We start from the raw sequence: 26,146 nt of genomic DNA on the forward strand, positions 1-26,146 counted from the left end.
TAATAACTGATTAAAGCAAAATAAATCAAAATTAGCAATTTTCAATGAATAAACAATGATAAAAAAAATAAAAAATCTTAAGTTTCTAGGAATGGAAAGGTACAAATAGTTTTAAATATGAACAGAAATAAAATTGTTATATTAAAGAAATTTTTATAAATCTTTATTTTGGTGATTTTAATTGAATATGAAAAATGAAAAAATTGTAATGCCTGGAGATAAATTAGGAATTATAGAACAGTATCTCCCAGGAGAAGGTACTTATGATGATGATGGTGACATTAAATCCACAGTACTTGGAAATGTTAAAATTAATCAAAAAAGAAAGGTTATTTCTGTTGTGTCAGATGCAAAACCTGCTCTTTTAAAAGTAGGAGATATCGTTTACGGTCAAATTACCGATATCAAGCCTCAAAGAGCAAATGTAACAATTGAATGTATGAAAGATAATGGACGACCATTAGCTCTGCCATATATGGGTGCAATCCATATTTCACAAGCAAAAAAAGACTACTTAGAAAAATTATCAGACGCTTTTAGAATTGGAGACATTATTCAAGCAAAAGTGATTAAAATAACTGGAGATAATGTTGATTTGGGAACTGTTGATGAGGACTGTGGAGTCTTAAAAGCAATGTGTACCCGTTGTAGAGATTACATGCACACTACACAAAAAGAAAGCGAACTTCAATGTAATACTTGTAACAAAAAAGAAAGACGTAAAGTTTCTAATAATTATGTTAATGATTAATTAAGGTTGATAAAATGGAAAATTTTGAAATTATTGAAGATAAAACTTTGGAACTCACTTTTGTTGTTTCTGATGAAAGTCATGGAGTTTACAATGCTTTAAGACATATTTTAATGCGAAACCCTGATGTAGAATATGCTGTTTACAACATTGATCATCCCCTTACCGGAAAGCCTGAAATGACTATTAAAACCAAAAGAGGAAAACGACCAAGAAACGTGTTGAAAAAAGCAGCTGAAGAACTCCAAAATGAAAGCTCTGAACTTAAAAAACTTTTTGATGAAGCTTTATAGCTTCAATAAGTTTATTTTTATGTGATTTAATGGCAGATTATAAAACTCCTTCATTAGCTACCGATATTTTTATTTATGATGATGATTTCAATTTTATATTGATTAAAAGAAAAAATGATCCTTTTAAAGATTATTGGGCGTTGCCTGGAGGATTTGTCGAATACGGTGAAAGTGTGGAAAGTGCGGCAATAAGAGAAGCGAAAGAAGAAACCAGCATTGATGTTGAAATCAAAGATTTAGTCAATGTTTATTCCGCACCAGATAGGGATCCGAGAAGACACACAGTAACTGTTGCATATACTGCTAAAGGTGATTTTAGAGCTCGTAAAGCAGCCAGTGATGCTAAAGATATTGGCATTTTTAATGCAGCAAAACTAGATGAAATCAACCTTGCTTTTGACCACGGCAAAATAATAAAAGAATGTTTAGTTAAATCTAAAAAAATAGATTTATAAAGTTATATTTAAATAAGTGATTAACTTAAATATAATGTATTAAAAGGGGGAGTTAATATGGAATTTTGTCCAAAATGTGGAGCGATGATGCTTCCTAACGATGGCATTTTAAAATGTAAAACATGTGGATATTCTAATGAATTAGAAAAAAATGACATGTATGAAGTTTCTAAAGAAATTAATGCTGAAGACAATGTTAAAATACTTGGAAAGGATATTGATGTTGGCCCAATTACAAATGAAACTTGTCCGGAATGCGGAAATGACAAAGCTACTTATAAATTATTACAAACTCGCAGTGCAGATGAAGCTCCTACCCGTATCTTTACATGTACCAAATGTAAGCATACGTGGAGAGCATACGACTAAGAGGTTTGCTTATGAAAGATTCTAAAGAAAAAGAGCATAGAATTTCTAATCTCAAAGACATGATTAATAATGTCAAAGAAGAAGATGAAATCGATAATTATGGAGATATAGAAGAAGATAACGAGCTAATCGAATATCTCAATGAAGACTCAGACAGTGATTTTGAGAAATTAGAAATTGATGATGAATTCATTTACCATCCAGGCGATGAAAACGAAAGTGCTATTAATTTAGAAGAAAACCTAATTAATGAGGATTTTATTATACAACCCCCAAAAATTGAAGATAGCGATGAAGAAAACATTGCCGATGAATATAATGAAGATTTCGTTGGGGAAATAAGTGAAAACTTTGATAATGTCATGAATGCAAAAATTGGTGGAAAACCTATTTTAGCTATTGTAAGCGGTGCCATAGGTGTGATCTTAATCATCATATCAATATTTATTTTCCAATCCCGCAGCGAAAGAATTATCGACAATGTTGTTGCAGGAGAAACCAGCTTTGCTTTTATTATATTCCTTGCAATTGGAGCATTATTATTGATTTATAGCCTATACAAACTATTAGATTTTGGAAATCCATTGTCAAATATTACAAAGAGCATTGATTCAATTGAAAATGAAAAAAAAGACCCTCCTAAACCAAAAAAAGAAGAACCATCCCCAAAAGTTATCCCAAAAAGCAAAATTCCATTAGATAAGGACTCCTACAAGGTGGGAGAATTTAATATGGATGATTTGAAATCTTCTCTTAAAAAACCTACTGATTCTACTAAAAAAGTTAAAGAAGTTGAAGAAAAATCAGAGGATATCGAAAATATTCCGCCAGCAAAAGAAAAATCACATGAAAAAAAAGATTTGACTGCTGAAGAAATTGAAGAAAAGGAATATGAACAAGCTAAACTTGATAGTGAATCCATTGATGATATTTTCGCTGAAGTAGAAGATATGGATGACTTAGAAATTATTTCTGTTGATTCAAAAGATAAGAAAACAAAAGAGAAATAATCTATTTAATTTTTATGGGCCTGTGGTCTAGTCAGGAATGACACAGGACTTCGGATCCTGAAATCGGGGGTTCAAATCCCTCCAGGTCCGCTTATTCTTTAATACGAACTACAGCTTCTTTGAAAAAGTCAGGCATTAATGATCTATACATCGGACTTTTAAATAACATGTTAATATCGCTATCTATAATGTAGGTGTAACATGAATCATCCTCAGCCCTCATTCCACGACCATATGCCTGCATTAATGTCATTACAGTTTTATAAGCATACCATTTTTTATCACGTTTCATCCTCATATTGACTTGTTTATCGCCTAAGTATGGGAAAGGCATTTTATAAATAATCTGGAATCTGCATTTATCATAAGGCAAGTCAACACCCTCACTCATTGATGGTGAGACCAGCACTAAAGGATTTTCATCTTTCTCAAAGAAATTAAGTACCTGTTCCCTATTTTTTGAGGTATGTGATATTAATCTTGAGTTATATAAATTATTAAGAATATATTGTTGGCATTTATAACTGTGGGTGTGTATTAAACCTTTATCCCCCTCATGTTTTTTTAGGATTTCCTCCAAGATTGGAATTGTTTTTGGAGCTGTCTTTTTAATCCTATTTGCAGACATTTTACCTGCCAAATTAAGAATGATTGGCCTTTTTTCCTTTGTAAATGGACTATCGACTTTTATGTGATAAACTTCATTTGGATTTAAACCTAACCATTTAGAAAACATTTTATGGGACAAAATTGTTGCACTCATAAATATGACAACATCCCCATATTTAAGCAGATTGTTTTTGGCATAGTGATGAACCCTTAATGGTTTAAATGACACTCCAGTTTCATCACTATCAATGACCCAGTTCTTAGGTTCTTTTTCAAGATTGTTTTTGAGAGTTTTAAGTCTTCCAATTGTTGACTTGATCCTATCGGCCTTGTTCTTACTTACATCTTTTAAATCAATATCTTCATAAGCGTCTCTAATTGCATCAACTTCCATTGTCCAGTCTTCAAGCTCACCATCTTCCAAAATGGATCTGGACATTATTTTATTAATGTCTTTTTCAAGAGTCCTATTATACAAATTGACTTCCATTGTAGCCATTAATTTATTTTCAATATTATGAGCTTCGTCTAAAATCAATAATGAGCGAGTACCGAAGTGTTTTACATAATTCAACTCAACAATAGCATAATCATAGTTCATTAAAGTTATTGGGGAGTTTATTGCATTAGCTTTCTGATTCCAATAGTGACAGTGATTATCCGATTGATAAAATATAGTTCCACCATGTGAATCTTCAAAAGCCAATTCTGCATCCAATGTTGGATTTTTAGCAACCCCATAGGGACAGAAAAATTTACTTGATGTAGGTGTTGTTTTACATGCCCCCATATCGCAAGTTGACTCCAAATTATCATGAAGACATGCAAAATTTCCTCTGCCCTTAACTAATGGAAAAGAAAACTCATTGGAATATTGGGTTTGCAACTGCTTAGTCATTGTCAATATATATGCTGACCCATACATTTTAGCAAGAGTTGTAGCTATTGCAGACTTGCCTGTACCAGTTCCTGCCTCTAGAATAATATATTTATATCCTCTTTTAATTGCATCATTGATGTCTTGAATAATGTCTAATTGCCCCATTCTCGGTTCTTTGAATGGGAAATTAACTATTATATCCTCATCGATATTAGGATAAATTTCCTTTAAATAAGCAGCCGTCCCTTCATCTTGCCTGTGATCCTCAGCTGAATAAACCTCAGGAATATCATCGTCTGAAATAGATGAACTTCTAGATTTTGAAAAGCTGAATAAGTTAGTAGGTTTCTTAGGTTTATCATTATTGTACTTTCCACAAGTACAATTGCTTTTTAGCATTCCACAATTTGGACAAAACATTGAATTTGACATTAAAAATATATTAGTTAGGTATACTATAAATAATTAGTAGACAATTATTTTACAAAATTATATTTAAGTGATTATATGGCAAAGAAAGGAAAGTTAATTGGAATTGGCGTAGGCCCTGGAAATACTGAATTATTAACATTGAAAGCTGCTAATATTTTAAAAACAGTCCCAGTAGTATTTTCACCAAAATCTGCAAAAGAAAAAGAGAGCATTGCATTATCTATTGTAAGGCCTATACTTAAAGAAAGAAAAGATTATAAAAGGTTAATGATTGTAGAGCCTATTTTTCCAATGATTGAAGATAAAAAAGAACTTGAAAAAATTTGGGACAGCGCATCTGAAATGATTGCACAATACTTAAACAGCGGGAGAGACGTTGCATTTATAACCCTTGGCGATACTTCAATATTCAGCACCTATTCTTATGTGCAAAAAAGATTAATTGATAGCTATGAAATTGAAACAGTACCTGGAATTACTTCATTTACGGCTTGTGCCGCTGCTAAAAATGAGGCTCTTGTTGAACAGAATGATATTTTAACTGTTGTTCCTAAAATAGATGATAGATTAGAAGAAGTTCTAGAATATAGTGATTCTATTGTGCTTATGAAGGCATCAAGAAACACTTCTAAATTAGAATCTGCAATTGAAGCCAAAAATAGGCCTAAAAAAATCTATTCTGTTCAAAATTGTACACGTGAAAACGAAAAGATAATTGAAGGATTTTTTAATGAAAAACCCTATTTGACAACCACAATAATTAAATTTGATGATTAATGAGATTTAACCTGTTGAGGTTCGATCTCAAATACGCATTTTTCATCACCCATAGTGTAACATTGAGTTTCGATTACGCTAACAGGCAATTTAAAGAATTTAGTGAATAAACCTTCAAAGATTCCGGTGTCTAAAAAGCATACCGGTTTTCCGGTTCTTGGCAATAACTTACATTCAAAACAATCATATGTTGTGATTTTAATTATCTGACCAACATCAAAGGTTAATCTGCCGAGTCCTTTTCTTTGCCAAAAATTAGCAATATTTTCCATGAAAATATATAAATCATCATCATATAACCTTCCAAAAATAGATTTGCCAATGCTATTTCCGGTTGATTGTAAAATAGGATCTATGTTTACCCCTTCTTGAATAAGCATTGCTTTTAATGTATGGAACAATAATGTTGAAAATTCCTCATCCCCTTCGATTATATTTTCTATTAAATAATCAGAACTAGTTTCTTCAATTTCTTTTGGTTCGGATATGTTTACAGAACCTAAATATTTGGAATTTATAAAAAATATCTTTTTTCTATTATCTATAGGATGAACTCTGTATGAAATAATCCCATTTTCTCTTAAGCTTTTTAAATGAACTGATACGGTGGATTTTGACTTGCCTGTATTTGTTACAATTTCCTCAAACTCCATTTCGCTATCTCTAAGCATTTCTAGAATTGTCAATTTTACTGGACTTTTTACAACATTAACACCGATGTTCTCATTCAAGTTTGAAAAAATCTGAATTGGTTTTTGTTCGCTCATAACTAATCCCCCACTAGATATAACAATATTTAATTTTATTGATTAATAAAATTATCTAAAAATCAAAAATTGCTAAAATATTCAATAATATTGAAAAAAAATTAAACATACAATAAGATAAATAATGTTAAAAATACGAACTGTTCGTTTAAAACATGTAAAATAGTTCGTATACTAAAATGTTTTCATCACATACCATCAGCATATAATTTATAAGCAGTCAACACGAAACTATAACCTATATTGATTATAATTCTGTCCAGCCAAAAATTAAGTGAATAGTATCCTGGGATTATTACTGAGGTTCAAATGGAAATTAAGATGGCAAGATTCCTGTTCGTTTTCTAAATGGAATGTTTTTCACAGCCATAACAATTGATACAATACTCCAACAATAATTCACACTTATTGAAACAATTCGTATAAAACTAATAAAAAAGTTCCGATACTTATCGATTCGGACCACTAAAACTCTGATACAAACTTTATTTTTTACAAGTGATAAAATTTTTGGAAGGCATTTGTTGACACTATTATTTAATTTATATAAACAGGATAATAAAAAGGATAATAAAGCCCTATTAGGCGTGAAACATTAATTTAATGCTTATTGAAGCATTTCTGATTTATACATTTGACTTTTTTTATAGACAATTTATGTTTTAATGTTTAGCAAAATTTCGAAAAATACAAGGATTATGGACACAATTTTTTCTCAAAAAAATGAACATTTTAACAATAAATACTAATAGAAATGTTTATATATCCAAATTAACAAACTATCAACTACCCTCCACCATTGAAGTCAATTTTACGAAGTGAAATCAACATTTCACGGAGAGACAACTTTTTTTGGTGAGGCCTGAAAATCAATATAGAGAGGTAAAATATCAAGAAAGTAATGAGAAAAATAGATTATAAAAAAGGATTATAAAAAAATAATTTTATTATGAATAACGAGCTTATAAATATTATTTTTTAATATAATCCTAAGGCCAGTCGAGAAAAATAGAAATAGTTAAACAGAGCCGACAAACTTTGTTAAAAATTAATATTTTCCAGACTTAACCTAATATCTAGTTTATTTTAAGGAATATATAAAGATTTTCAAATCCAAAAAAGCAATGCTTATCTTATTCTAAATATTCGATAAAGGATGGAAATACTAACTTTTCTCGATACTATTTTTATTTTTCAAAGCCTTCTGGAAAGAGCGACTTAGACTGTTGATTGTATAACTCCCAATGATGGGAAAAATAGGAGAAAAATAATGTTAGAAGATGAAATAGATGGAGTAACATATGTTTATATGCCAAAGAACCTGTGGGATAGGATGTGGGAAATTTTAGATAGAATTGAAAAACTAGGGAATATATATGGCAAACATAGCTGAATTACCAACAAAGGATACAATAACACTTATCATCAACAAAAAGAATGTGGATAAGGTTACCTATGTATTCAAAAACAAGTACGGCAATAAGATTGGAGAATATGAAAACAGATCTCCTGCAACATTATCTTCCAGAAGTAATGTCGCAAGACAGTTCAGACAAATCATAAATCCAAAAGGTGATATGAAACCAAACAGGTTCAACAATCAGTTCACAGAACTCAAACAGCTCCTGCAGCTTCATTATGAAAATGAACTATTAATCATTGAACAGGAAATAGCTGACAAAAAGCAAGCTGAGCAGGAAAAGGATACTGTTAAATTAAAGGAAGCTATCACCAAACTGCAATCATTGGATTATCCTTTGATTTATATTGGCAGTATTGTTGAATGGTTTACAGCAGGTGAGCGAAACAACATATTGTATGCATTTACTGTATCAGGCCAAGTTGTTTTGGGAAGTCCAGTATCCGTAATATGTCTTGGTGAAGCAAGCAGTGGAAAATCACACATTCAGGAAACTGCATTAAGATTAATTCCAAATCACTACATTGTCAATGAAAAGAAAATCACTGAAGCTGCACTGTTCAATCGTGCCAAAAAAGATGAGTATTTTTATGACGGCAAGATTGTCAACTATGGTGACATGGGCGGAATCAATGACCATGACTTTATGGAAGAGTCAAAAAATCTCATGAAGGAACTGCAATCCGATGGATTTCTAAACAAGCCGTTAAGCATTCCGGATGGTGAAGGAGGATGGGACGTAAGGGATTTGAAACTTAAGGGTAGACCCTGCCTGACATACACTACAATACCCAACCACAATTTCGAGGAGCAGGAAATGAGCAGAAGCATATTCATAACTCCAAGAATGGACAACAAGGAAATATTCAATCTCAGAAACACTGCATTGGAATTCAAGCATGGCAAAAGCTACAAAATCTTGAAACAATATGAAAGTGATGCCGAACTTGTGCCATACATGCTGCTGCACCTTAATGAAGTGTTTAAGGACATCGTAATAATAAATCCCTATGTTTACTTTGTCATTAACTTTTTGAAAAACTCAAATTTCTATAAAAGAGATTTTGATAAGTTCAATGGCATATTGAAAACAATAACTGCCTTAAATTACTATAACCATGAAATCCATGACATTGACGGTGAAAGGGTAATCCTTACCAATATTGCAGACGTGCAACAATTCATGAGCTTATTAAAGCCATACAGGGAAAGCATATCTGCAAACCTGGCGCCTAAAGCGGTTGAAGTTTTAAATGACATCAGAAACAATATCGATGACTGGATGGAGCAAGATGATTCAGAGGCATTGAACATGGGAATTACAACCAACCAATACTTCTCACTCCAAAATCTTGGATTGAGCAAGGATTCAGTGAAGAAATACATATATGAATTGGCAAACAAGGGATTTCTTCAGGTAACTGATCAATCCGGAAAATCCAATGTATATGATTTGACAAAAAGTGAAGTTTCATACATCAATGATGATTTAAAGCACATTGACGATACCGTACACCAAATCATCTGCCGTGAGGTTGGAGAATGGGTTATAGACATTATGATGGAAGATAAGTTTGTAGAGGATTTAAGCATTATGAACTTTGATGATGAAGTGAAAAAGCCACCGTGGCTATAAAAAAAACTATGAAGATCTGAAAAGACTTTTTGAAAAGTCTTTTCACAAAATGGTTTAAAATCGTTTTTAAGTTAATTGAAACATTATTTATTGGTTTTGTGGTGCTTTGTTATTTGAAAAAACCATAATTTTAAAGATATGTGATGAAGTTTAAATACTGTCTCATGTTTTTAGAAAAATAGTCTTTTCAAATTGAAAATATCATAATAACTATTATTTAGGGTATTAAAGACTTAAAAATCCTTGTTGAAAAGACTTCGTGAAAAGTCTTCATGGTCTTTACAAATTAAATATATTATGAAATCCATAAAACAACAAATAATCAAAGCTAAACAGAAAAAAATAGAAAGGGAAAATGAATTGTGGTTTGTGGATTACTGCAACAACTGCAAAACAGGACTGGCATTTAAAAATGATGTTCCCTGCCATCATCCATATTACTGCTGGCATGAAGGCGAAGCAGCTATTGTGCAGGCAGAAATTGTCAGGATAGATGAGTATCGAAGACTACATGGATACGTTACAGCGCAAATGTCTGAAGAGTATAAACAATTAAGAAAAAGACAACGGCAATTAATATGGCACGGTAGAAGAAAATTACTAAAAGGCTAAAATTATAGTTAATTACCAAATTTTTGGTATAAATGTTTCGAGCCATTTGTCATGAACTTTTGTTTCAGAAATCGATTCATTATACGTTTCTATTGTTAAATCTCGCAGAAATTCTTTTGATTCAAGATAATAATGTTTTATTTTTCTTTTTATTTGTCTCCATATTTGTTCAATTGGATTTAAGTGAGGAGAGTATGGTGGGAGGTATATTAATTCAATAAGATGTAATGCTATTTTTTGATGAATGCAGACTTGTGGACGCTATAATTATCTAGAATTAAACATATTCTTTGTTCGGTTTGCATTTTTGTTATTAATGTCTTCTTTTTGTAACAGATTTAAAGTTATTTTTCGTCTTATTTCTCTTCTTTTTTTCACATTGTTGAGTGATTCTCTATTGCAGTGTTTTCCAATGATTCTAGCGATTGTTGAGGTGGTATTGTCCTTATATTTTTCTAATGTTTTTAAAATTTTTGCTGCGAAAACTTCATTATCTTTGTTGTTTTTCATTAATATTTTATCTATATCTTCATCAGTTAGATTAACATCGAATATTATTTTATTTAATATTTTTACTGTATTTTTGTTGTTTGTATTTGCTATTCTTAATTCTAGAAGTGCTATTGCAATTTCTGGTGCTGTTGATGAATTTGTGATTGTGATGGTCGAATTTCCATTTATTGTTAGTGATCCAATGGCGTTGATTTTGAATTTGTATGGATTTACAGTTTGTGTGTGTTTGGTTCCTTTTTTATATAGTGATTTTTGAGTGTAGGGTTCATTTTGGAATGATGCTTCATCAAATAAGACTATAATATCGTGTTGTTACGTTATGTTCTTCTAAGTTTTTTTTAACTGTTCTTCAGCATCTTCAGGGGATTTTGAAAATTTAGGATATGCTTTGCTGTAATTGTATCCTAATTTCTTTACAATTTTTCCTATTTGTTTTAAACTGTAATCTACATTAAATTTTTCATTAACAAGAAGATGTACATCTTTCATTGACATATTTGGTGTTTTTTCAATGATTTTGTCTAATTCAATTAGTTGATCATAAGTTAATTTTGATGGCCTTCCACCACCAAAAGAAGGTTTTAAACCTTCCAATCCTTCAGATTCACATGTTTTAATCCATCTGTGAACTGTTTGATATGATTTTCCTAGAATATTCGCAGCATCAGTTATTGTATTGCCTTCACTAACAATTTTAACAGCAATCAATCTTTGATAATACCTATGATAAGCCACATAATTGCTGATTTCCTCATCTAATGCGGTTTTAGTCATTTTATTAAAAACATCAATTTTAGATTTTCCAGACATATTTTATAATTTATCCGACATCTATAATAAAAGTTTGGTTAGTAACTATAATTCTAAATATTTCTTTTGACAATGCCAAATTTTAGATGATTACTTTACACATCATAAAACATTTATCGCAAACATCCAATTGGAACAACTTTCACTCCATCGGCTCTAGTGTAGGCCATTTCACCACCAGTAATCACTGCTAGAAAACTAGGCTCTTCCAAATCAATTTTTCTGTTTTCCACACTTTTTTTAATCAACTTTTTTAGCTTAAGTAAATTTTCTGCTCCCTTATCTATTTCACGGTTGCCCAATTTAAATTCTATTAATGCATATCTTCCATCATTTAGATATATTACACAATCCGCTTCAAGACCACTGTCGTCATTGTAATATAACACTTCACCATTGACTGAGCTTGAATAAACAAGCAAGTCACGTATGCACATGTTTTCAAATATGAATCCAAATGTTTCAAAGTCTTTCAGCAATTTTTCAGGTGTTAGGTTAAGGCTTGCTACAGCTATTGATGGATCAATGAATTCCTTTTTGTAAGATTTTCTGATGGTATTTGCTGAGCGAATATTTGGTGACCATGCAGGAATGTTTTGGATGACATATAACCTTTCAAGAGCATCAATATACGAATTGAATGTAGGCAATGAAATATCTTCATATTCTGTTTTTATATCTTTCATGAGTGTTTTTTTAGTTGCCAGTGTAGATATGTTTCTAGCGTAGGATTTTAGAATAGCTTTTACTCTTTGAGGACTGCGTTTAACTCCATCCACCTCTGAAACATCACTATTGCATATTATATCTATGTAATTTGATACTATTGCCAATTGCTGTTTTTTTGTTTTTTTGTTTAGTGATTCTGGCCAGCCCCCTCTGCAGGCAGCAAATATTAAATCAGGTATTGTTAAGTTTGATGTTACTCCATCAATGTTTAAATCCTCATTGTCAAATAGATCCATTAATGAGATTTTTCCTGTAGATTCTCCGCTTTCATATAGGCTCATCGGACGCATTATGATTCTTTTTATTCTGCCGGCTCCCGAGTGCACGATTTTACTTTCATAAACTATTGTCGATCCGGTTAAAATATACAGTCCATCTTCATCTGATTCATCTACCAAATATCTAACAGTACCCCATAGCTCTGGTGCCATCTGCCACTCGTCAATCAGCATTGGTTTTTCACCTTTTAGGAGTTCTATGGGATTGGTGTCTGCAAGTTTTAAGTATGATTTTCCATGAACAGGATGTTGTAATTCCTTTAGGCTTTTACATTGCTGTTTTGCTGTGGTAGTCTTACCGCACCACTTCGGACCAGTTATTAGTACAGCACCCACGTATTCTAGAGATTCTTTTAGTTCCTGGTCTGTATATCTTGGTAAATATTTTTTCATCTTAATCACTTTTTTATATTTTTCACCAGTTTTATTTTATATTTTTCACTAAATTTATTTTATGTTTTTCATATTATAAATTTTATGTTTTTCATCAAGTTTGTTTTATATTTTTCATCATAGATAATCTATTGTAAAATTATGGATTTATAAAATTTTTTTTGATAGCATTCAACAAAACATGCCAAATGTTATCACTTTTCCACATCAATGACATTGCCCTTCACTAACCATGTTTATGATGTCTAAAAGTTCTTTCTTCAAACCTTTCATCTCCTCAAGTTCATTTCTCATGCTACCTACTTCTAATCTTAATGATTCATTTTCTTTTTCCATTGAGTGAACTGAGGTGATTTGATGGATAGCTTTTCAACATCAGTGTTGATTGTTACTGCTGGCAGATGCTCGATATATTCAAATTTCAAATCATCAGGGTTTGTCATAAAATATGCTGCATCTGTTTTGTTTTTGGTCTTTCCCTGCAAATCATTAACCTTGTCCAAACTCATACCACCATTATACAATGAGGTTCTGTTTGGCAGATATTCAGATAATGCCCCAATGTAATCTCCAATAGTCAAACTCAATGTTTCTGTTCTTGCACATCCGCTGGAACAGGAAAACAAAATTATAGCTTTCATTAAAGGAGAAGCAATTTGAAAAGCTTCTCTAATTACTGCCTTATCCGGCAAGCCCTTGAAATATATCGTAGCGGGCTTTTGAATACTTTTTTCATTAATCTTAGGTAGTGACAATATCTCTATTCATAGAATTTGTAGAAATATTTAATGCAGTTCATTTCTTTTCTGACAGTTCCTGGAGCATAATGCTGATACATGTAATGCTTATATTCGACCAATTTTGATTTTAACCGGCTATGTTTCCATTTTACTCCATTGTTTTCGTCTTCTCGGCTTCATAAATAAGATCTTAAGGCTCATACCAAAATACTCACAGTACTTTCTCAGTGAAAGTTCATAGCTGAAGAATGTACCCTGAGCATGGTTACAGCTTATTGAAAAATTTTTTAATAGCACGTCATCCATAATACTTAACACCTCTATTTCCCATAGCTATAATATCTTGAAAGAGAGCTGTTGAATACTAATAAGTATCAGAACTTTTGAAACTGTTCGTATAAAACAAAATTATATATAATAGAAATAGTATAAATTATATCAAATTCATAGTTTGAATTTAAATAAATCGGAGATTGTTAAAAATGAAAGCTAATGCAGAAAAAATAGCAGATGGTGTATACTGGATTGGAGTACTTGACTGGGATTTAAGATCCTATCACGGATACACATTGGACGGAACCACCTACAATGCTTACCTTGTATTTGGTGAAGATGAAGTAGCATTAATTGATAATGCCTACCCTGGAAAAACAAAAGAAATGATGGCACGTATCGATGATGCATTTGCTCAAGAAGGAAAAGAGGTTAAAGTTGACTACATCATCCAAAATCACGTTGAAAAAGACCACTCTGGAGTTTTAGTGGATTTACACAAAAGATTCCCAGAAGCACTTATATACTGTACTAAAATTGCAGTAAAAGGATTGATAAAACACTACCCTGGCCTTGAAGGGGCCAACTTTGTCACTGTTGGAACTGGTGATAGCTTAGATGTTGGTGGAAGAACTTTGGCATTCCTTGAAGCATTCCTATTGCACTGGCCCGACAGTATGTTTACCTTACTCGCTGATGAAACAGGCATCTTATTCCCTAACGATGCATTTGGCCAACACTTATGTTTCACCAAAAGATTCTCAGACGAAATCCCTGAGCATGTACTAATGGATGCTGCACAAAAATTCTATGCAAACTTAATTACCCCACTTTCAAAATTAGTTCTTAAAAAGTTAAATGAAGTAGTAGAATTAGGATTGCTTGACCAAATCAAAATGATTGCACCGTCCCACGGACAAATATGGACTGATCCAATGCAAGTAATCGGAGCTTACCAAAACTGGGCTACTGGAGTATGTGAAGATAAAATCACAATCGTATACGACACTATGCATTACTCTACCCAACAAATGGCTCATGAAATTGCTGAAGGTGCGATGTCTGAAGGTTATGATGTAGAAATCTTCTACTTACATGAAGATGAAAGATCTGAAATCGTCAAAAGTATTTTGACCAGTAAAGGAGTAGCTATTGGTGATCCCACCATTAATGACGTTCCATATCCAAGTATTGGAGACATCATGTACTATTTAAAAGGATTGTTGTTCAACAGAACCGGCATTGAAAGAAAAGCAGTTACATTTGGTTCAATGGGAGGAAAAGGAGGAACTCCTGAAGTGCTTGCTGAAGAATTAAACAACTGTGGATTTGATGTTGTGGACACTCAAGAAATCTACTTTGTACCAACTGCTGAAGAGGAATATACAAGCTATGAATTAGGTAAAAAATTAGCAAAAGCATGTAAAGAATTATAAATATAAGGAGAGAATATTATGGTTAAATACGAACACCAAGTTGGCATTACAAAAGACACACCTGTAGAAAAAGAAGTTCAAAACAACTTTATGGGTGAAACTCAAGAGGTAGGAATCTATTTAGCAATGTCTAGACAAGCTTCCCGTGAAGGATATGGAGAATTAGCTGAAGTATTTAAAAGATTGGCATGGGAAGAAGCTGAACATGCAGCTAGATTCTGTGAAATGAATGGAATAATCAAACCTACCCTCAAAGAAAACATCGAATGGATGATGGATGGGGAAAAAATGGCTAACCAAGAAAAAAGAGATGCATCAGAAATTGCAGCAGAAGCAGGTATTGAAACTGCAGTTGACTTTTTTAGAGACAGCTCCAGAGACGAAGGTCGCCATTACAAAATCTTAGAAGGAATCCTGGAAAGGTACTTCTAGATTTATGAAAGAATTTAACTATTCTTTCAATTTTTATTTTTTTTTAATCAGATAAAACCTGCCCCCAAACTAAATACAATGACCATTGCTAAAACTACCGATAGGGCATTTACTGTTGGTTTATACTGTTCTTCAGATAATTTGTAGCTAAGCAATATTTCAAGCATGTACCCTCCATCTAAAGGTTTCATCGGAAGTAGGTTGAATAGGCCAATTCCCAAGTTCAGCATAGCCACCCATTTGAATAGCTCAACAAGCTCGAATAAAATCCATGGAAGTGGTCCTAAACTATCATCCACCAGTTCGAAATGCTTAACTGCCTGAATTCCGAAATAGCCTAAAGATTCATTATTTGGATTGGTGCCAAGAGTTACCTGATAATTTCCCTGATCCGTTTGAATCGTTACGTTATCCCCCGGAGCAAATGAACTTACAACCCCAACATAATCTTCTGAATTGCTGATTGTTTTATTATCAATAGCCTGTAGAACCATACCTTCTTTCAGTATTCCTTCACATGGAGAATCTGAAACAACCCTGTCAACTGCAATACCGTCCTCATCAAAATAATGTGGGATTCCCACTGATGCCAAAGACAGCAAAATTAAAGCAACGATTGCCAACGTCACATTAGCTATTGAACCTGCAGCATAAACTCTAAGTCTTGATGATTTTTTAGCTTCATTTAATTTATCCTCATCAGGTTCAACAAAGGCTCCGGGAATAATTGCAAATAATAATAACCCAATTGATTTAATTGGAATTTTTTCTCCAACAGCTTGAATGCCATGTGAAAATTCATGTATTACTAAAACTGTTGCAAGAGCTATTAATCCATAAACAAATGGAACATAAATCTGGGAACCCGGAATATCCACACCTGGAATTACGATTGAAACACTGGGAGTTTCAAAAACATTCGGCAACGTTGAAATTATCATCCATGTAATGAGTATCATAGATCCAAAAGCTACAATAATTCCTATGTTCATATACCAACGCCAAAATTTTGGTGAAAGTTTTGAGATTTTAGATATTAGCCCTCTTAACTTTTTAGTTCTCCACATTATGACAGGAAAGTTAAGTTCCAATCCATGAGCAGATAATTTTTCATGGAATATCAAGACCAACACCCAGATAACAACAAAAGCTATAAAATAATAATAAATTCCATTCATTAAACGACCTCTTTTACTACCAAAGTAGTGAATCGAATAAGATTACATCAACTATATCATCCTTTTGATATCCCTCATCATTTTCGTCAATGATGATATAGCTGTTAGCCTCAACCATTGAGCGAATAATGCCGGAACCCCTATTCAACACATGTTTCGCATGGTCATCATCACTAACCGCACGTACAAAATCTGTCCTGCCCAACTGTGAAGGTATTTTGAGCTGAGATGTTCTTTTAACGTTGTGGAAATCAAAATGTCTTCCTTGCATTTCAAATAAATATTTACGGGCAAACATGTCAAACTGAGACATTGCAGCAACAGGTTGACCGGAAAATGTGAAAATCATTTTACCATTAATAATCCCAGCACCTGCAGGTTTTCCCGGCCTAATTGCAACACCATGGAATAAAACCTCACCTATATCCTCAACTACGTCAAGGACAACATCGCCTTTGCTAATAGCTGTGCCTCCGGTAGTCATGATAACATCATAATCCTCACAATCATCTAAAATAGCTTCTCTGACTTCATCAAAAGTATCTCCGGCATGCCAAATATCACAAATAGCTCCGGAATCTTCAACCATCGCCTTAATTGTAAATTGATTAGAATTGATTATTTTGGCATCATCAATCTCTTCCTTAGTAGGTTCGACTAACTCATTACCTGTAATAATGAGTTTGACTTTTGGTTTTTTAAATACACGTACAGTATCATAACCTGCTGAAGCGATTAAACCTAACTCCTGATATCTAATAAACGTGTTTTTATCTAAGATTTTTTGACCTTTTTCAATGTCTTCGGATTTTGGAGAGACATTTTCACCAGGAGTTACCTGAGAATAAATTGTTAAGTCATCCCCTTCACCTGTGGTATACTCCTTCATTAAAACAGCATTAGCCCCATCAGGAACAGGAGCACCGGTAGCTATAATGACGGCTTCACCCTTTCCAACTGTCTTATCTGAGAAATCTCCAGCACCTATTGCATCGATTATTTTAAATTCTTTAGGTGCTGAATTAGAAGCGCCGAAAGTATCTTCTGCAATTAATGCAAATCCATCCATTGCCGATTTATCAAATGGAGGGGAATTGTGAAATGCAATAATATCTTCAGCCAGAACCCTTTTGTGGGCATCGTGAATAGAAATTTCTTCAACGCCGCATATCTGTTGATTATCATAGATCAGCATTCTGGCATTGCCTAATGAGTCTAATTTTGACAAAAACATTAAAACTCCCCCAATTTAATATTATGCCATAAATTTCTCAATGACACCATGATATGCACTGTCTAATTCTTCAAAACTAAATTCATGACCGTTAAGAATTAATGATGTGCCTTTAACTTCACCGATGAGCTCACAGGAAACATCGATTTTTGCTAAAACATCCTCAATTGCATCGGCTTTAACAGTCAATAAGTATCTTCCATGACTTTCTGAGTATAATAACTGGATTTTATCTAAATCGTCGTCAGTCATGATTACTTCGCAACCTAAACCGGATTTAATAACCATTTCAGACAATGCCACTGCAATACCACCTGCTGAGACATCGTGAACTGCAGTAATATTCTTATCTTTATCATTAGAAATTAAATCAAGCACACATTTGCCATTAGCTACCTCTTCATCAATTCTGATTCTTGGAGCAGTCCCTTTTTCAATGCCATGAACCGTCCTGTGATATTCTGAACCTGTTAACTCGTCATATGTTTTGCCTATTAAAATGATTTTATCCCCTTCGTTTTTGAAGTCCATGGTTCTTATATTTTCAATGTCTTCAACACCAATCACGCCAACTGCTGGAGTTGGATTGATTTTAATCCCTTCAGTTTCATTGTAAAAACTTACATTGCCACTGATAACTGGTGCATTGAAGTTTTCAGCAACAAGAGACATTCCTTCAATGGCTGTTTTGAATTGCCATAATATTTCAGGAGTTTCTGGATTGCCGAAGTTGAGACAATCCACAACTGCATATGGTGTTGCTCCCATTGAGATTACATTTCTGATAGCTTCTGCAACACATCCTGCAGCTCCATCAAATGGAGATAATTTAGTGTGAATGGTATTGGAGTCGGTTGTAAGTGCGATAGCAATATTTTCATCAATCCTAAGTACTGCAGCATCATCTCCAGGTTTTACTATAGTTCTTACTTGAACTTCATGGTCATATTGTTTGTAAACCCATTCTTTTGAAGCGATATTTGCAGAAGATAATAATTTAGGTAAAGACTTATGAAGGCCCGGATCTTTAAGCTCGATTTTTTCAACGTCTTCCGGAATTTCAGCTATCGGCCTTTCAATTGAAGGCGGATCTGCTAATAAAACAGTTGGTAAATCAGCAATTTCATCCCCTTCATCTGAAATAATCATATTATTTCCTTCAATTACCTCACCAATTACAGAGGATACGATTTCATACTTATCGCAAATTTTTTGAGCAAGTCCAACATCATCGGGATTAATAACAAACACCATTCTTTCTTGAGATTCCGAAAGCATTATCTCATATGGAGTCATTCCAGTTTCCCTTAAAGGAATTGAACGTAAATCCACACGTGCTCCATTTTGAGATGCATCTGCAAGTTCTGAAATGCAGCAGGTAAGACCCCCACCACCTAGATCCTTAACACCGCTTACATCGATTTTCTCAAGAATTTCAAGTGACGCTTCAAGCACTCTTTTTTTGGTAAACGGGTCAGCCACCTGTACAGCAGGCCGGTCTTCAGTTTCAGAGTCTGAAGTCAACTCTTCTGAAGCAAATGTCACACCATGAATGCCGTCACGACCTGTTGTTCCGCCCATCAATAGGAATACATCCCCGCAATTAGGTGCTTGGGCTCTTACGATATTTTCTTTTTCAACAAGCCCGACACACATTACATTTACAAGAGGGTTTGTTCTAAAGGATTCGTCAAATTCTATTTCACCTGCAACGGTAGGGACCCCTACACGGTTTCCATAATCGGAAATTCCTTTAACAACATGTTCAAACAAATATCTTGATTTTTGATCATCTTCCAATGGTCCGAAACGCAGGGAATCGAGAAGTGCTATTGGCATTGCACCCATTGATATAATATCTCTTAAAATTCCACCAATACCGGTTCCTGCCCCACCATAAGGTTCGATGGCTGATGGATGGTTGTGTGATTCCATTCCAACCGCCAATGCATATTTATCAGTTACGCTTACAAGTCCAGCATCATCACCAGGACCCAAAATAATGTTTTCTCCTTCAGTTGGGAAAGCCTTTAAAAATCTTCTGCTGCTTTTGTATGAACAATGCTCTGAAAACATTACATCAAGCATGCCCTCTTCTAATTCGTTCATTTCCCTTTTAAGGATTCCTTCAATATATTCTATTTCAGAATCGGCTAAAGTCATATTAAACACCTAATTTTTAATTGAAATAATTACTTTTACTCCTTCAATATCCCATTCTTTGGTATAATATTTAGAATCTCTACTGCACTCTTCTGTGTCAGTTATAATTAAGCTTTTAGCTCTTACTTCATGAGAAATAACTTCTGACTGCGGCACAATTAAATCTTTAAATTCAGATGATGTTTCAACATCTACGTGGATATTTGATTCGACATCCAAATCCAAGTCTTTTCTCATGTCCTGAACTCTTCTTATAAGTTCACGAGCCATAGCCTCCTGTCTGATTTCCAAGGTAACGTTGGTATTTACAAATACATTTCCTCCTTCAAATTCAGAGGATACAAAATCATCTGGAAGTTCAGAGTCGAACAATACTTCTTTGGAAGACAATTCAATTCCTTCAATAACTACGCTTCCATTTGTTTCAAGTTCAGCTTTGATTTGATTGCCGTCAGCTGTTTTTAAGCCTTTTACAACTTTGCCCATGTCTCCCTTGAGTTTTGGACCTAAGATTTTAAGATTAGGTTTTGCAATGAATGATAATTTTTCAAATTCGCTGGCCCTTAAAACTTCTTTAGCATTTGATTGATCTTTAATAATATCCTTTAACTCTTCAACGGCATTTAAGACATTTTCATCTTGTGACACTACAGTAATGTCAGATACTGGCCATCTAAGTTTGTATTGTGCCATGTCTCTTGCTTTAATTGATGCTTCAATTACTTCACGGGCAACATCCATTTTAGCTTCCAGTTCCTTATCTATCGCATCCCCCTCATATTCCCAGTCAAGCATGTGAATACTTTCTGGAGCTTCAGGATTTAGGGAAGTGACAAGATTTTCATAGATTTCTTCTGACACATGAGGAGCTATTGGGCATAATACCTCAATTAACTTAACAAGAGCAGTGTATAAGCTGTAATATGCCCCCAATTTATCTGGATTGTCACTTTCAACCCAGGTCCTACCACGAATAAGCCTTACATACCAGCGGCTTAAATCTTCCAGAATGAAATTGTTGATTTTTCTTGTTGCTTTGTGGAAGAATAGGTCTTCCAAATCTTCGCCAACTTCTTTAATTAAACTGTTGGCCTTTGAGATAATCCATTTATCTTCAGCCCTTAAAATCATATCGTCCTCTCCCAATCCAATTGGATTGAAGTTATCAAGAGACATGTAAGTGGTTGAGAACACATAAACGTTCCATAAGATGTTGAACATTTTGTTAATGTTTAAAAGTTCCTCCCATACGAATTTCAAATCATCCCATGGTTTTGAGGCCCATAATAAGTAGAATCTTAAAACATCCGCCCCATACTTTTCAATGACTTCTTCTGGAGACACCACATTGCCTAATGATTTAGACATTTTATTTCCATGTTCATCCAACACGAATCCGTGCATCAATACTTTTTTATATGGACTTTGACCCATTGAAATTACTCCTGTACCAAGTTGCGAGTAGAACCATCCTCTAGTTTGGTCGTGACCTTCAGTAATGAAGTCATATGGGAACCAATCCTTAAATTTGTCATTTTCCTTTGGATAGTATAATGAAGCCCAGCCAGCTACTCCAGAATCAATCCATACATCTAATACATCAGGAATCCTTTTAATTGGATGGTTGCAGCAATCACATTTTACTTCAACTTCATCTACATATGGCCTGTGGATAAGTTCAGCATCTGAAACATTAATTTCAGTTAATGATTCCTTTTTCAATTCATCTAGAGAACCAATTACCTTTAACTCACCACAATCAGGACATTCCCAAATTGGTATTGGAATACCCCAGTATCTTTGTCTTGAAATTGTCCAGTCACGAGCGTTATCTACCCAATCATGGAATCTGCCCTCTCCAGCCCATTTAGGCACCCATTCCACCTTTTCAATTTCATCCAACATTTTTTGCTTAATGTCAGTTACCTTTAAGAACCACTGTTTTGTTGCACGGTAAATAATAGGAGACTTGCATCTCCAACATACTCCGTATCTGTGTTCAATGCTTTCACAGCGATACATCAAGTTTTTATCTTCCAAATCCTTAATTATTTGATTATTTTCATCTTTAGTAAATTTGCAAGCGTATTTTCCGGCTTCACTGTTAAAGCATCCATCCTCTCCAACAGGACAGAAAATTGGCAATCCGTTGGCCTTACCTATTTCAAAATCGTCCGGACCGTGTCCCGGTGCTGTGTGCACCAATCCTGTACCTTCACCAAGTTCTACATGGTCTCCCAGCAAAATTGTGTGAACCTTTTCAATTTCTGAGTCAAATTCCATTTGTTTTGGAACTTCGTCAGCTAAAATATAATCATAACCCATTCCAAGTAAATCTTCGCCCTTAACTGTTTTGACGATTTCATACATTACCTCTTTTTCCTCAATGATTTGGTCTTCATCATCATTTTCAGCAGGGATTTTGGTTCTGTGGATTTTAACTTGTTTACCTAATATGTCTTCCATTAAGTTTTCAGCCAAAATATAAGTTTCACCGTCTTTTAAGACATAAACATAATCAAATTCCGGATTTGCACAAATTGCAAGGTTTGCAGGCAATGTCCATGGAGTGGTTGTCCAAACCAAGAAATATGTGTTTTCTTCACCTGATACAGGGAATTTAATATAAATAGATGGGTCAACCTTTTCTTCATATTCAATTTCGGCAGCTGCAAGCGCGGTTCCGCAATGAGGACACCAGCTGATAACTCTCTGGTTGTTTACAAGCAAATCCTGTTCATTGGCTCTTTTAAGCATCCACCATGAAGATTCCATGTATTTTGGATCTAATGTCATGTAGGGGTTGTTCCAGTCCATCCAAACTCCCACCTGGTCAAATTCCTTTTCCATGGCTATCTTATTTTCAATGGCGAATTCTCTGCATTTATCAACGAACTTGTCAATTCCAATTTCTTCAATTTCCTGCTTGGACTGGATGTTCATCAAATGTTCCACTTTATTTTCAATCGGAAGTCCGTGCATATCCCATCCGGCTTGTCTTCTTAAGTTAAATCCATTCATAGATTTGAATCTTAAGTATGAATCTTTAATGATTTTATTCCAGGCTGTTCCTAAGTGAATTTTACCACTACAGTATGGAGGACCGTCTAAAAATGAATATCTTGGACCTTTTTCCCTAAGTTCGTTTACTTTTGCAAAAGTTTCTTCTTCTTTCCAGAATTTTTGAACCTTTTTTTCTATCTTATCATGATCATATGATTTATCTGCCTCTTTTATTGGCATTATAAACTCCTCTTATAAATTTACATCAGTATAGGTTATAAATAAAAATAAAACCAATTTTTAAATAAAAATTAATTTATAATATGTATCTTTTTGTTTTAGATAATAAATAAAGGTTATGGCAATTTTGAAAAAATTCTAAAAAATATAATGCTTTATAGTTCAATTAAAATGGAAAAATGCGAATTTGTTTTAGCAGTTTCAAGATAATGCTATTGTTTAATTAATGGATAATTATGCAAAAGCACTGAATGGATTTGCATTAAATTAATATAATAAAAAAATAAACTAGTAATATGGGATTTTCTAGAAGATATAACGGAATTATCAGATCAATCGACAATATAAGAAAAATTTACAAATTATCCAAAAAGAAAGATAAATCCAAAAAAGAGGATAAAAATGAAAATAGCATATTGGAGTGACTTTAACTGCCCCAACTCTGATATCGGATTGAACCGTGTGAAACAAGCAGCTGAAGAGTTAAATTTAGACTTTGAATGGGAAATGAAGGCATTCGAACTTGAACCGATGCTTGAAAATACCCCCACAATTCCAACAGTTACCAAACATGCGATTAAGTATGGCCTCACACCAGAAGATGCTGAAGCTGAAATAAGTGAAATTGAAGAAATTGCATGTGAAGAGGGACTGAATATCAATTATAAAGATGCAAAAGTTAGTAATTCAAGGTCTGCTCACAGATTAGTTAAATTTGCACAAAAGAAAAACCCTGAAGTTACACAGGATCTTGTTTTCAAAATCTATGAAGCTAATTTCACAAATAATAGGATTATTGCAGATATAGACGTGCTGAGTGAAATTGCTTGTGAAGTTGGTTTTAGCGAAGATGAAGTGAAAACTATGCTTTTGAATAATTCATATGATGTTGAAGTAAACATTGATGAAGAAGATGCTAGATTTAATGGCCTTTACTCAATTCCGTTTTATTTGATCATGATTAACGAAGAACAACTAAGTATTCCAGGGGCTTTTGGAAAGGAAGATTTCAAAATAGCGATGGAAGACCTGCTTAATGGTGAAATCAGATATAAAAGTTTTATTTAATATTAATATTGCTTTTAAACTGTTAAAAGCTTAAATATCAGGGAAATTATAATTATTTTATGAAAATTATAATTGCAAATACTTTTTTAAAACGTTTTAAAGGATTGATGGGTAAAAAAGACTTTGATGATTGCTTAGTGTTCACCGATTTAGTTGGCTCCACAATCCATACCTTTTTTATGAAATTTGAAATTGATGTTTATTTTATTGATGAAAATAAAATTATTTTTGATAAAGTGACATTAGCCCCCTGGAAGATTTACAAACCGAAAAAACGGGCAAAATATATTCTAGAAACTAAAAAAAATAAGTTAAAATTAAAAATAGGAGATTGCCTAAATTTTATCTAACTACATCAATTAAATGGTTTTAAAGGCAAGAATATTATATTATCCTCTTAACTCTATTTGTAGTGTTAGAAATAACAGAACATAATCTAATTATAATATCTAATTGCATCTGAAATTTGTCTTTTATTTCTCCGGGCAATGCTAACCTCAACAGGAATAATATCCCACATAACCGTGTTAATTAAAAAATCGACATTTTTGTCTTTGCAAGAATATACTAAAATCACTTAGTTTTTTCTTTCATGACATGATTGTTTTGTTGAAGTTGTAAAAGATGAAACTAAATCCATATCTTTTTCAATTACTATTTTTCATGTCAAGTGTTGTTTGAATAATCCCCCCAGTTTTTTATTTAATGTTTGATTATTTTTAATTATATTATTAACTAATTTTTGAGTTAATTTTAAAACATTTATTAAATAATCTAACTTTTTTTCATCTTCCATAAACCTTCCAGACTAATTTTGAATATATTTTTATCCAAAAGTTAAAAAAACATCAAAATCAGGACGTATTATAAAATTATAAAGATGAACAGTCATTTAGTGTTTTAAAGAAAAAATACAAAGCAGATACAAAATTAAACAAAAAAGATGGAAAAATTAAATTTTTTCCAAGATTTCATTTGGATTTTTAAAGACTTGAATATTATCAATACCTGTTAATTTACGAGTATTTTCAATATCAATTTCCCTCATATAGATTGTAATGATTTTACCTTCTGAAATTGCATCATAGGGGCAAGAATTCCTGCACAAACCACAACCAATACATTTTGTTAAATCAATTTCAGATCGAGGAATAATGGCACCCTGTTCACAGACTAATGCTGCAACACATTCATCGCAATTTTGACATTTAGATAATTCCATTTTTGAAGGAAGAACCGTATCAATTGGACCTGAATGAATATCTACCGGCACCATATATACTGGAACGGCACCTTTACCCGCCTGAGCTACTGCATTTGTAACTAGCGTATCTGCTATTCCATAAACGATTTTTGAAACAGTGTTCGCTGTAGCTGGCGTTACTATTAACAAATCATATTTGCCTAAAGATAGGCGACCGGTTATTGGATATGAGGATTTTTGATTAGAATCAGTGGCCAATTCACGATATTTGCCACCAGTTATACTGACAACACTTTCATAAAGTCCATACATTTTAAGAACTTCTTCTGCTGCTCCCGATAGAAACACTGATACTTCATGCTCTTCAGATAACTTTACAGCAGTTTGCACTGATTCTCTAAGTAAATGACCAGCTCCAGTAAATGCAAAGGCAATTCTCAT

Annotated in this window: 26 protein-coding genes and 1 tRNA gene; 15 read left to right on the plus strand and 12 right to left on the minus strand. The window is 33.3% G+C overall.

Annotated features, from left to right (window positions below):
- The first annotated feature begins 181 nt into the window (after positions 1-181).
- The 6 genes from Q9969_RS08835 to Q9969_RS08860 all read left to right on the plus strand — a co-directional run bounded on the left by Q9969_RS08835 (position 182) and on the right by Q9969_RS08860 (position 2,968).
- Positions 182-751: an exosome complex RNA-binding protein Csl4 gene (locus Q9969_RS08835; protein WP_342765953.1), complete on the plus strand. Its 570-nt coding sequence runs from the start codon at positions 182-184 to the stop codon at positions 749-751.
- A gap of 14 nt (positions 752-765) precedes the next feature.
- Complete coding sequence (locus Q9969_RS08840) at positions 766-1,044, plus strand: DNA-directed RNA polymerase subunit L (protein ID WP_305515532.1); 279 nt, start codon at positions 766-768, stop codon at positions 1,042-1,044.
- Positions 1,045-1,073: 29 nt separating this feature from the next.
- Positions 1,074-1,499, plus strand: coding sequence for an NUDIX hydrolase (locus Q9969_RS08845; protein ID WP_305515529.1), 426 nt, complete (start codon positions 1,074-1,076; stop codon positions 1,497-1,499).
- A gap of 57 nt (positions 1,500-1,556) precedes the next feature.
- Positions 1,557-1,868 carry a transcription factor S gene (locus tag Q9969_RS08850; RefSeq protein ID WP_305556654.1) on the plus strand — a complete coding sequence of 104 codons (312 nt, stop codon included), beginning with the start codon at positions 1,557-1,559 and terminating at the stop codon, positions 1,866-1,868.
- A gap of 11 nt (positions 1,869-1,879) precedes the next feature.
- Entirely contained in the window at positions 1,880-2,878 is a 999-nt protein-coding gene (locus tag Q9969_RS08855; RefSeq protein ID WP_305556657.1) for a topoisomerase IV, read from the plus strand.
- A gap of 16 nt (positions 2,879-2,894) precedes the next feature.
- A tRNA-Arg gene (locus Q9969_RS08860) sits at positions 2,895-2,968 on the plus strand.
- A gap of 1 nt (position 2,969) precedes the next feature.
- On the opposite strand, the gene Q9969_RS08865 is transcribed toward Q9969_RS08860, so the two are convergent.
- Complete coding sequence (locus tag Q9969_RS08865; protein ID WP_305556672.1) at positions 2,970-4,799, minus strand: ATP-dependent DNA helicase; 1,830 nt, start codon at positions 4,797-4,799, stop codon at positions 2,970-2,972.
- Between the two features lie 75 nt (positions 4,800-4,874).
- Between Q9969_RS08865 and cobI the strand changes: the two genes are divergently transcribed.
- Positions 4,875-5,576: a precorrin-2 C(20)-methyltransferase gene (cobI, locus tag Q9969_RS08870; protein WP_305556679.1), complete on the plus strand. Its 702-nt coding sequence runs from the start codon at positions 4,875-4,877 to the stop codon at positions 5,574-5,576.
- Here cobI and Q9969_RS08875 read toward each other — a convergent pair.
- Positions 5,573-6,343, minus strand: coding sequence for a V4R domain-containing protein (locus Q9969_RS08875; RefSeq protein WP_305515517.1), 771 nt, complete (start codon positions 6,341-6,343; stop codon positions 5,573-5,575). The genes cobI and Q9969_RS08875 overlap by 4 nt on opposite strands.
- Before the next feature lie 1,270 nt (positions 6,344-7,613).
- Between Q9969_RS08875 and Q9969_RS08880 the strand changes: the two genes are divergently transcribed.
- The 3 genes from Q9969_RS08880 (at position 7,614) to Q9969_RS08890 (ending at position 10,011) form a co-directional block, all read left to right on the plus strand.
- A complete protein-coding gene (locus tag Q9969_RS08880; RefSeq protein WP_305515440.1) occupies positions 7,614-7,736 on the plus strand; it encodes a hypothetical protein in 123 nt (40 codons plus the stop codon).
- A 46-nt stretch (positions 7,737-7,782) separates the two neighbouring features.
- On the plus strand, positions 7,783-9,399 hold the full coding sequence (locus tag Q9969_RS08885) for a hypothetical protein (RefSeq protein WP_305556682.1): 1,617 nt from the start codon (positions 7,783-7,785) through the stop codon (positions 9,397-9,399).
- A gap of 297 nt (positions 9,400-9,696) precedes the next feature.
- Positions 9,697-10,011 (plus strand): hypothetical protein, encoded by a 315-nt coding sequence (locus tag Q9969_RS08890; protein WP_305556696.1) that lies wholly within the window; start codon positions 9,697-9,699, stop codon positions 10,009-10,011.
- A gap of 12 nt (positions 10,012-10,023) precedes the next feature.
- Here Q9969_RS08890 and Q9969_RS08895 read toward each other — a convergent pair whose 3' ends face one another.
- Positions 10,024-10,257 carry a transposase gene (locus tag Q9969_RS08895; RefSeq protein ID WP_342766070.1) on the minus strand — a complete coding sequence of 78 codons (234 nt, stop codon included), beginning with the start codon at positions 10,255-10,257 and terminating at the stop codon, positions 10,024-10,026.
- Positions 10,258-10,278: 21 nt separating this feature from the next.
- On the minus strand, positions 10,279-10,521 hold the full coding sequence (locus Q9969_RS08900; RefSeq protein ID WP_305556704.1) for a hypothetical protein: 243 nt from the start codon (positions 10,519-10,521) through the stop codon (positions 10,279-10,281).
- A 73-nt stretch (positions 10,522-10,594) separates the two neighbouring features.
- Between Q9969_RS08900 and Q9969_RS08905 the strand changes: the two genes are divergently transcribed.
- Positions 10,595-10,780: a hypothetical protein gene (locus Q9969_RS08905; protein WP_305556707.1), complete on the plus strand. Its 186-nt coding sequence runs from the start codon at positions 10,595-10,597 to the stop codon at positions 10,778-10,780.
- Between the two features lie 71 nt (positions 10,781-10,851).
- Here the strand turns inward: Q9969_RS08905 and Q9969_RS08910 are convergent, their stop codons facing one another.
- The 3 genes from Q9969_RS08910 to Q9969_RS08920 form a co-directional block, all read right to left on the minus strand.
- Entirely contained in the window at positions 10,852-11,334 is a 483-nt protein-coding gene (locus tag Q9969_RS08910) for a helix-turn-helix domain-containing protein (RefSeq protein ID WP_305555439.1), read from the minus strand.
- 113 nt (positions 11,335-11,447) lie between these two features.
- The gene (locus Q9969_RS08915) at positions 11,448-12,734 is read right to left on the minus strand and encodes a DUF4143 domain-containing protein (RefSeq protein ID WP_305556710.1); all 1,287 of its coding nucleotides are present in this window, start codon (positions 12,732-12,734) and stop codon (positions 11,448-11,450) included.
- 311 nt (positions 12,735-13,045) lie between these two features.
- Entirely contained in the window at positions 13,046-13,489 is a 444-nt protein-coding gene (locus Q9969_RS08920; RefSeq protein WP_305515451.1) for a hypothetical protein, read from the minus strand.
- A 467-nt stretch (positions 13,490-13,956) separates the two neighbouring features.
- On the opposite strand from Q9969_RS08920, the gene Q9969_RS08925 reads away from it, so the two are divergent.
- Together Q9969_RS08925 and Q9969_RS08930 are read left to right on the plus strand one after the other, a co-directional pair.
- Entirely contained in the window at positions 13,957-15,183 is a 1,227-nt protein-coding gene (locus tag Q9969_RS08925; protein ID WP_305556724.1) for an FprA family A-type flavoprotein, read from the plus strand.
- An 18-nt stretch (positions 15,184-15,201) separates the two neighbouring features.
- The gene (locus tag Q9969_RS08930; RefSeq protein WP_305515454.1) at positions 15,202-15,615 is read left to right on the plus strand and encodes a ferritin family protein; all 414 of its coding nucleotides are present in this window, start codon (positions 15,202-15,204) and stop codon (positions 15,613-15,615) included.
- 47 nt (positions 15,616-15,662) lie between these two features.
- Here Q9969_RS08930 and Q9969_RS08935 read toward each other — a convergent pair whose 3' ends face one another.
- Genes Q9969_RS08935 through ileS form a run of 4 tightly spaced genes read right to left on the minus strand, consistent with a single transcriptional unit; the run spans position 15,663 to position 23,433 of the window.
- A complete protein-coding gene (locus tag Q9969_RS08935; RefSeq protein WP_305515456.1) occupies positions 15,663-16,793 on the minus strand; it encodes a site-2 protease family protein in 1,131 nt (376 codons plus the stop codon).
- 16 nt (positions 16,794-16,809) lie between these two features.
- Complete coding sequence (glp, locus tag Q9969_RS08940; protein WP_305515457.1) at positions 16,810-18,027, minus strand: gephyrin-like molybdotransferase Glp; 1,218 nt, start codon at positions 18,025-18,027, stop codon at positions 16,810-16,812.
- Positions 18,028-18,048: 21 nt separating this feature from the next.
- A complete protein-coding gene (gene purL / locus Q9969_RS08945; protein ID WP_305515459.1) occupies positions 18,049-20,190 on the minus strand; it encodes a phosphoribosylformylglycinamidine synthase subunit PurL in 2,142 nt (713 codons plus the stop codon).
- A 9-nt stretch (positions 20,191-20,199) separates the two neighbouring features.
- Positions 20,200-23,433: an isoleucine--tRNA ligase gene (ileS, locus tag Q9969_RS08950; RefSeq protein ID WP_305556733.1), complete on the minus strand. Its 3,234-nt coding sequence runs from the start codon at positions 23,431-23,433 to the stop codon at positions 20,200-20,202.
- A 402-nt stretch (positions 23,434-23,835) separates the two neighbouring features.
- Here ileS and Q9969_RS08955 point away from each other — a divergent pair, with 402 nt between their 5' ends.
- Together Q9969_RS08955 and Q9969_RS08960 are read left to right on the plus strand one after the other, a co-directional pair.
- On the plus strand, positions 23,836-24,501 hold the full coding sequence (locus tag Q9969_RS08955) for a DsbA family protein (RefSeq protein ID WP_305556736.1): 666 nt from the start codon (positions 23,836-23,838) through the stop codon (positions 24,499-24,501).
- A 59-nt stretch (positions 24,502-24,560) separates the two neighbouring features.
- Positions 24,561-24,851, plus strand: coding sequence for a DUF192 domain-containing protein (locus Q9969_RS08960; RefSeq protein ID WP_305515466.1), 291 nt, complete (start codon positions 24,561-24,563; stop codon positions 24,849-24,851).
- Positions 24,852-25,453: 602 nt separating this feature from the next.
- Here the strand turns inward: Q9969_RS08960 and Q9969_RS08965 are convergent.
- On the minus strand, positions 25,454-26,146 hold the full coding sequence (locus Q9969_RS08965) for a dihydromethanopterin reductase (acceptor) (protein ID WP_305556739.1): 693 nt from the start codon (positions 26,144-26,146) through the stop codon (positions 25,454-25,456).

Source organism: Methanobrevibacter sp. V74 (assembly GCF_963082495.1).
GTDB lineage: Archaea > Methanobacteriota > Methanobacteria > Methanobacteriales > Methanobacteriaceae > Methanocatella.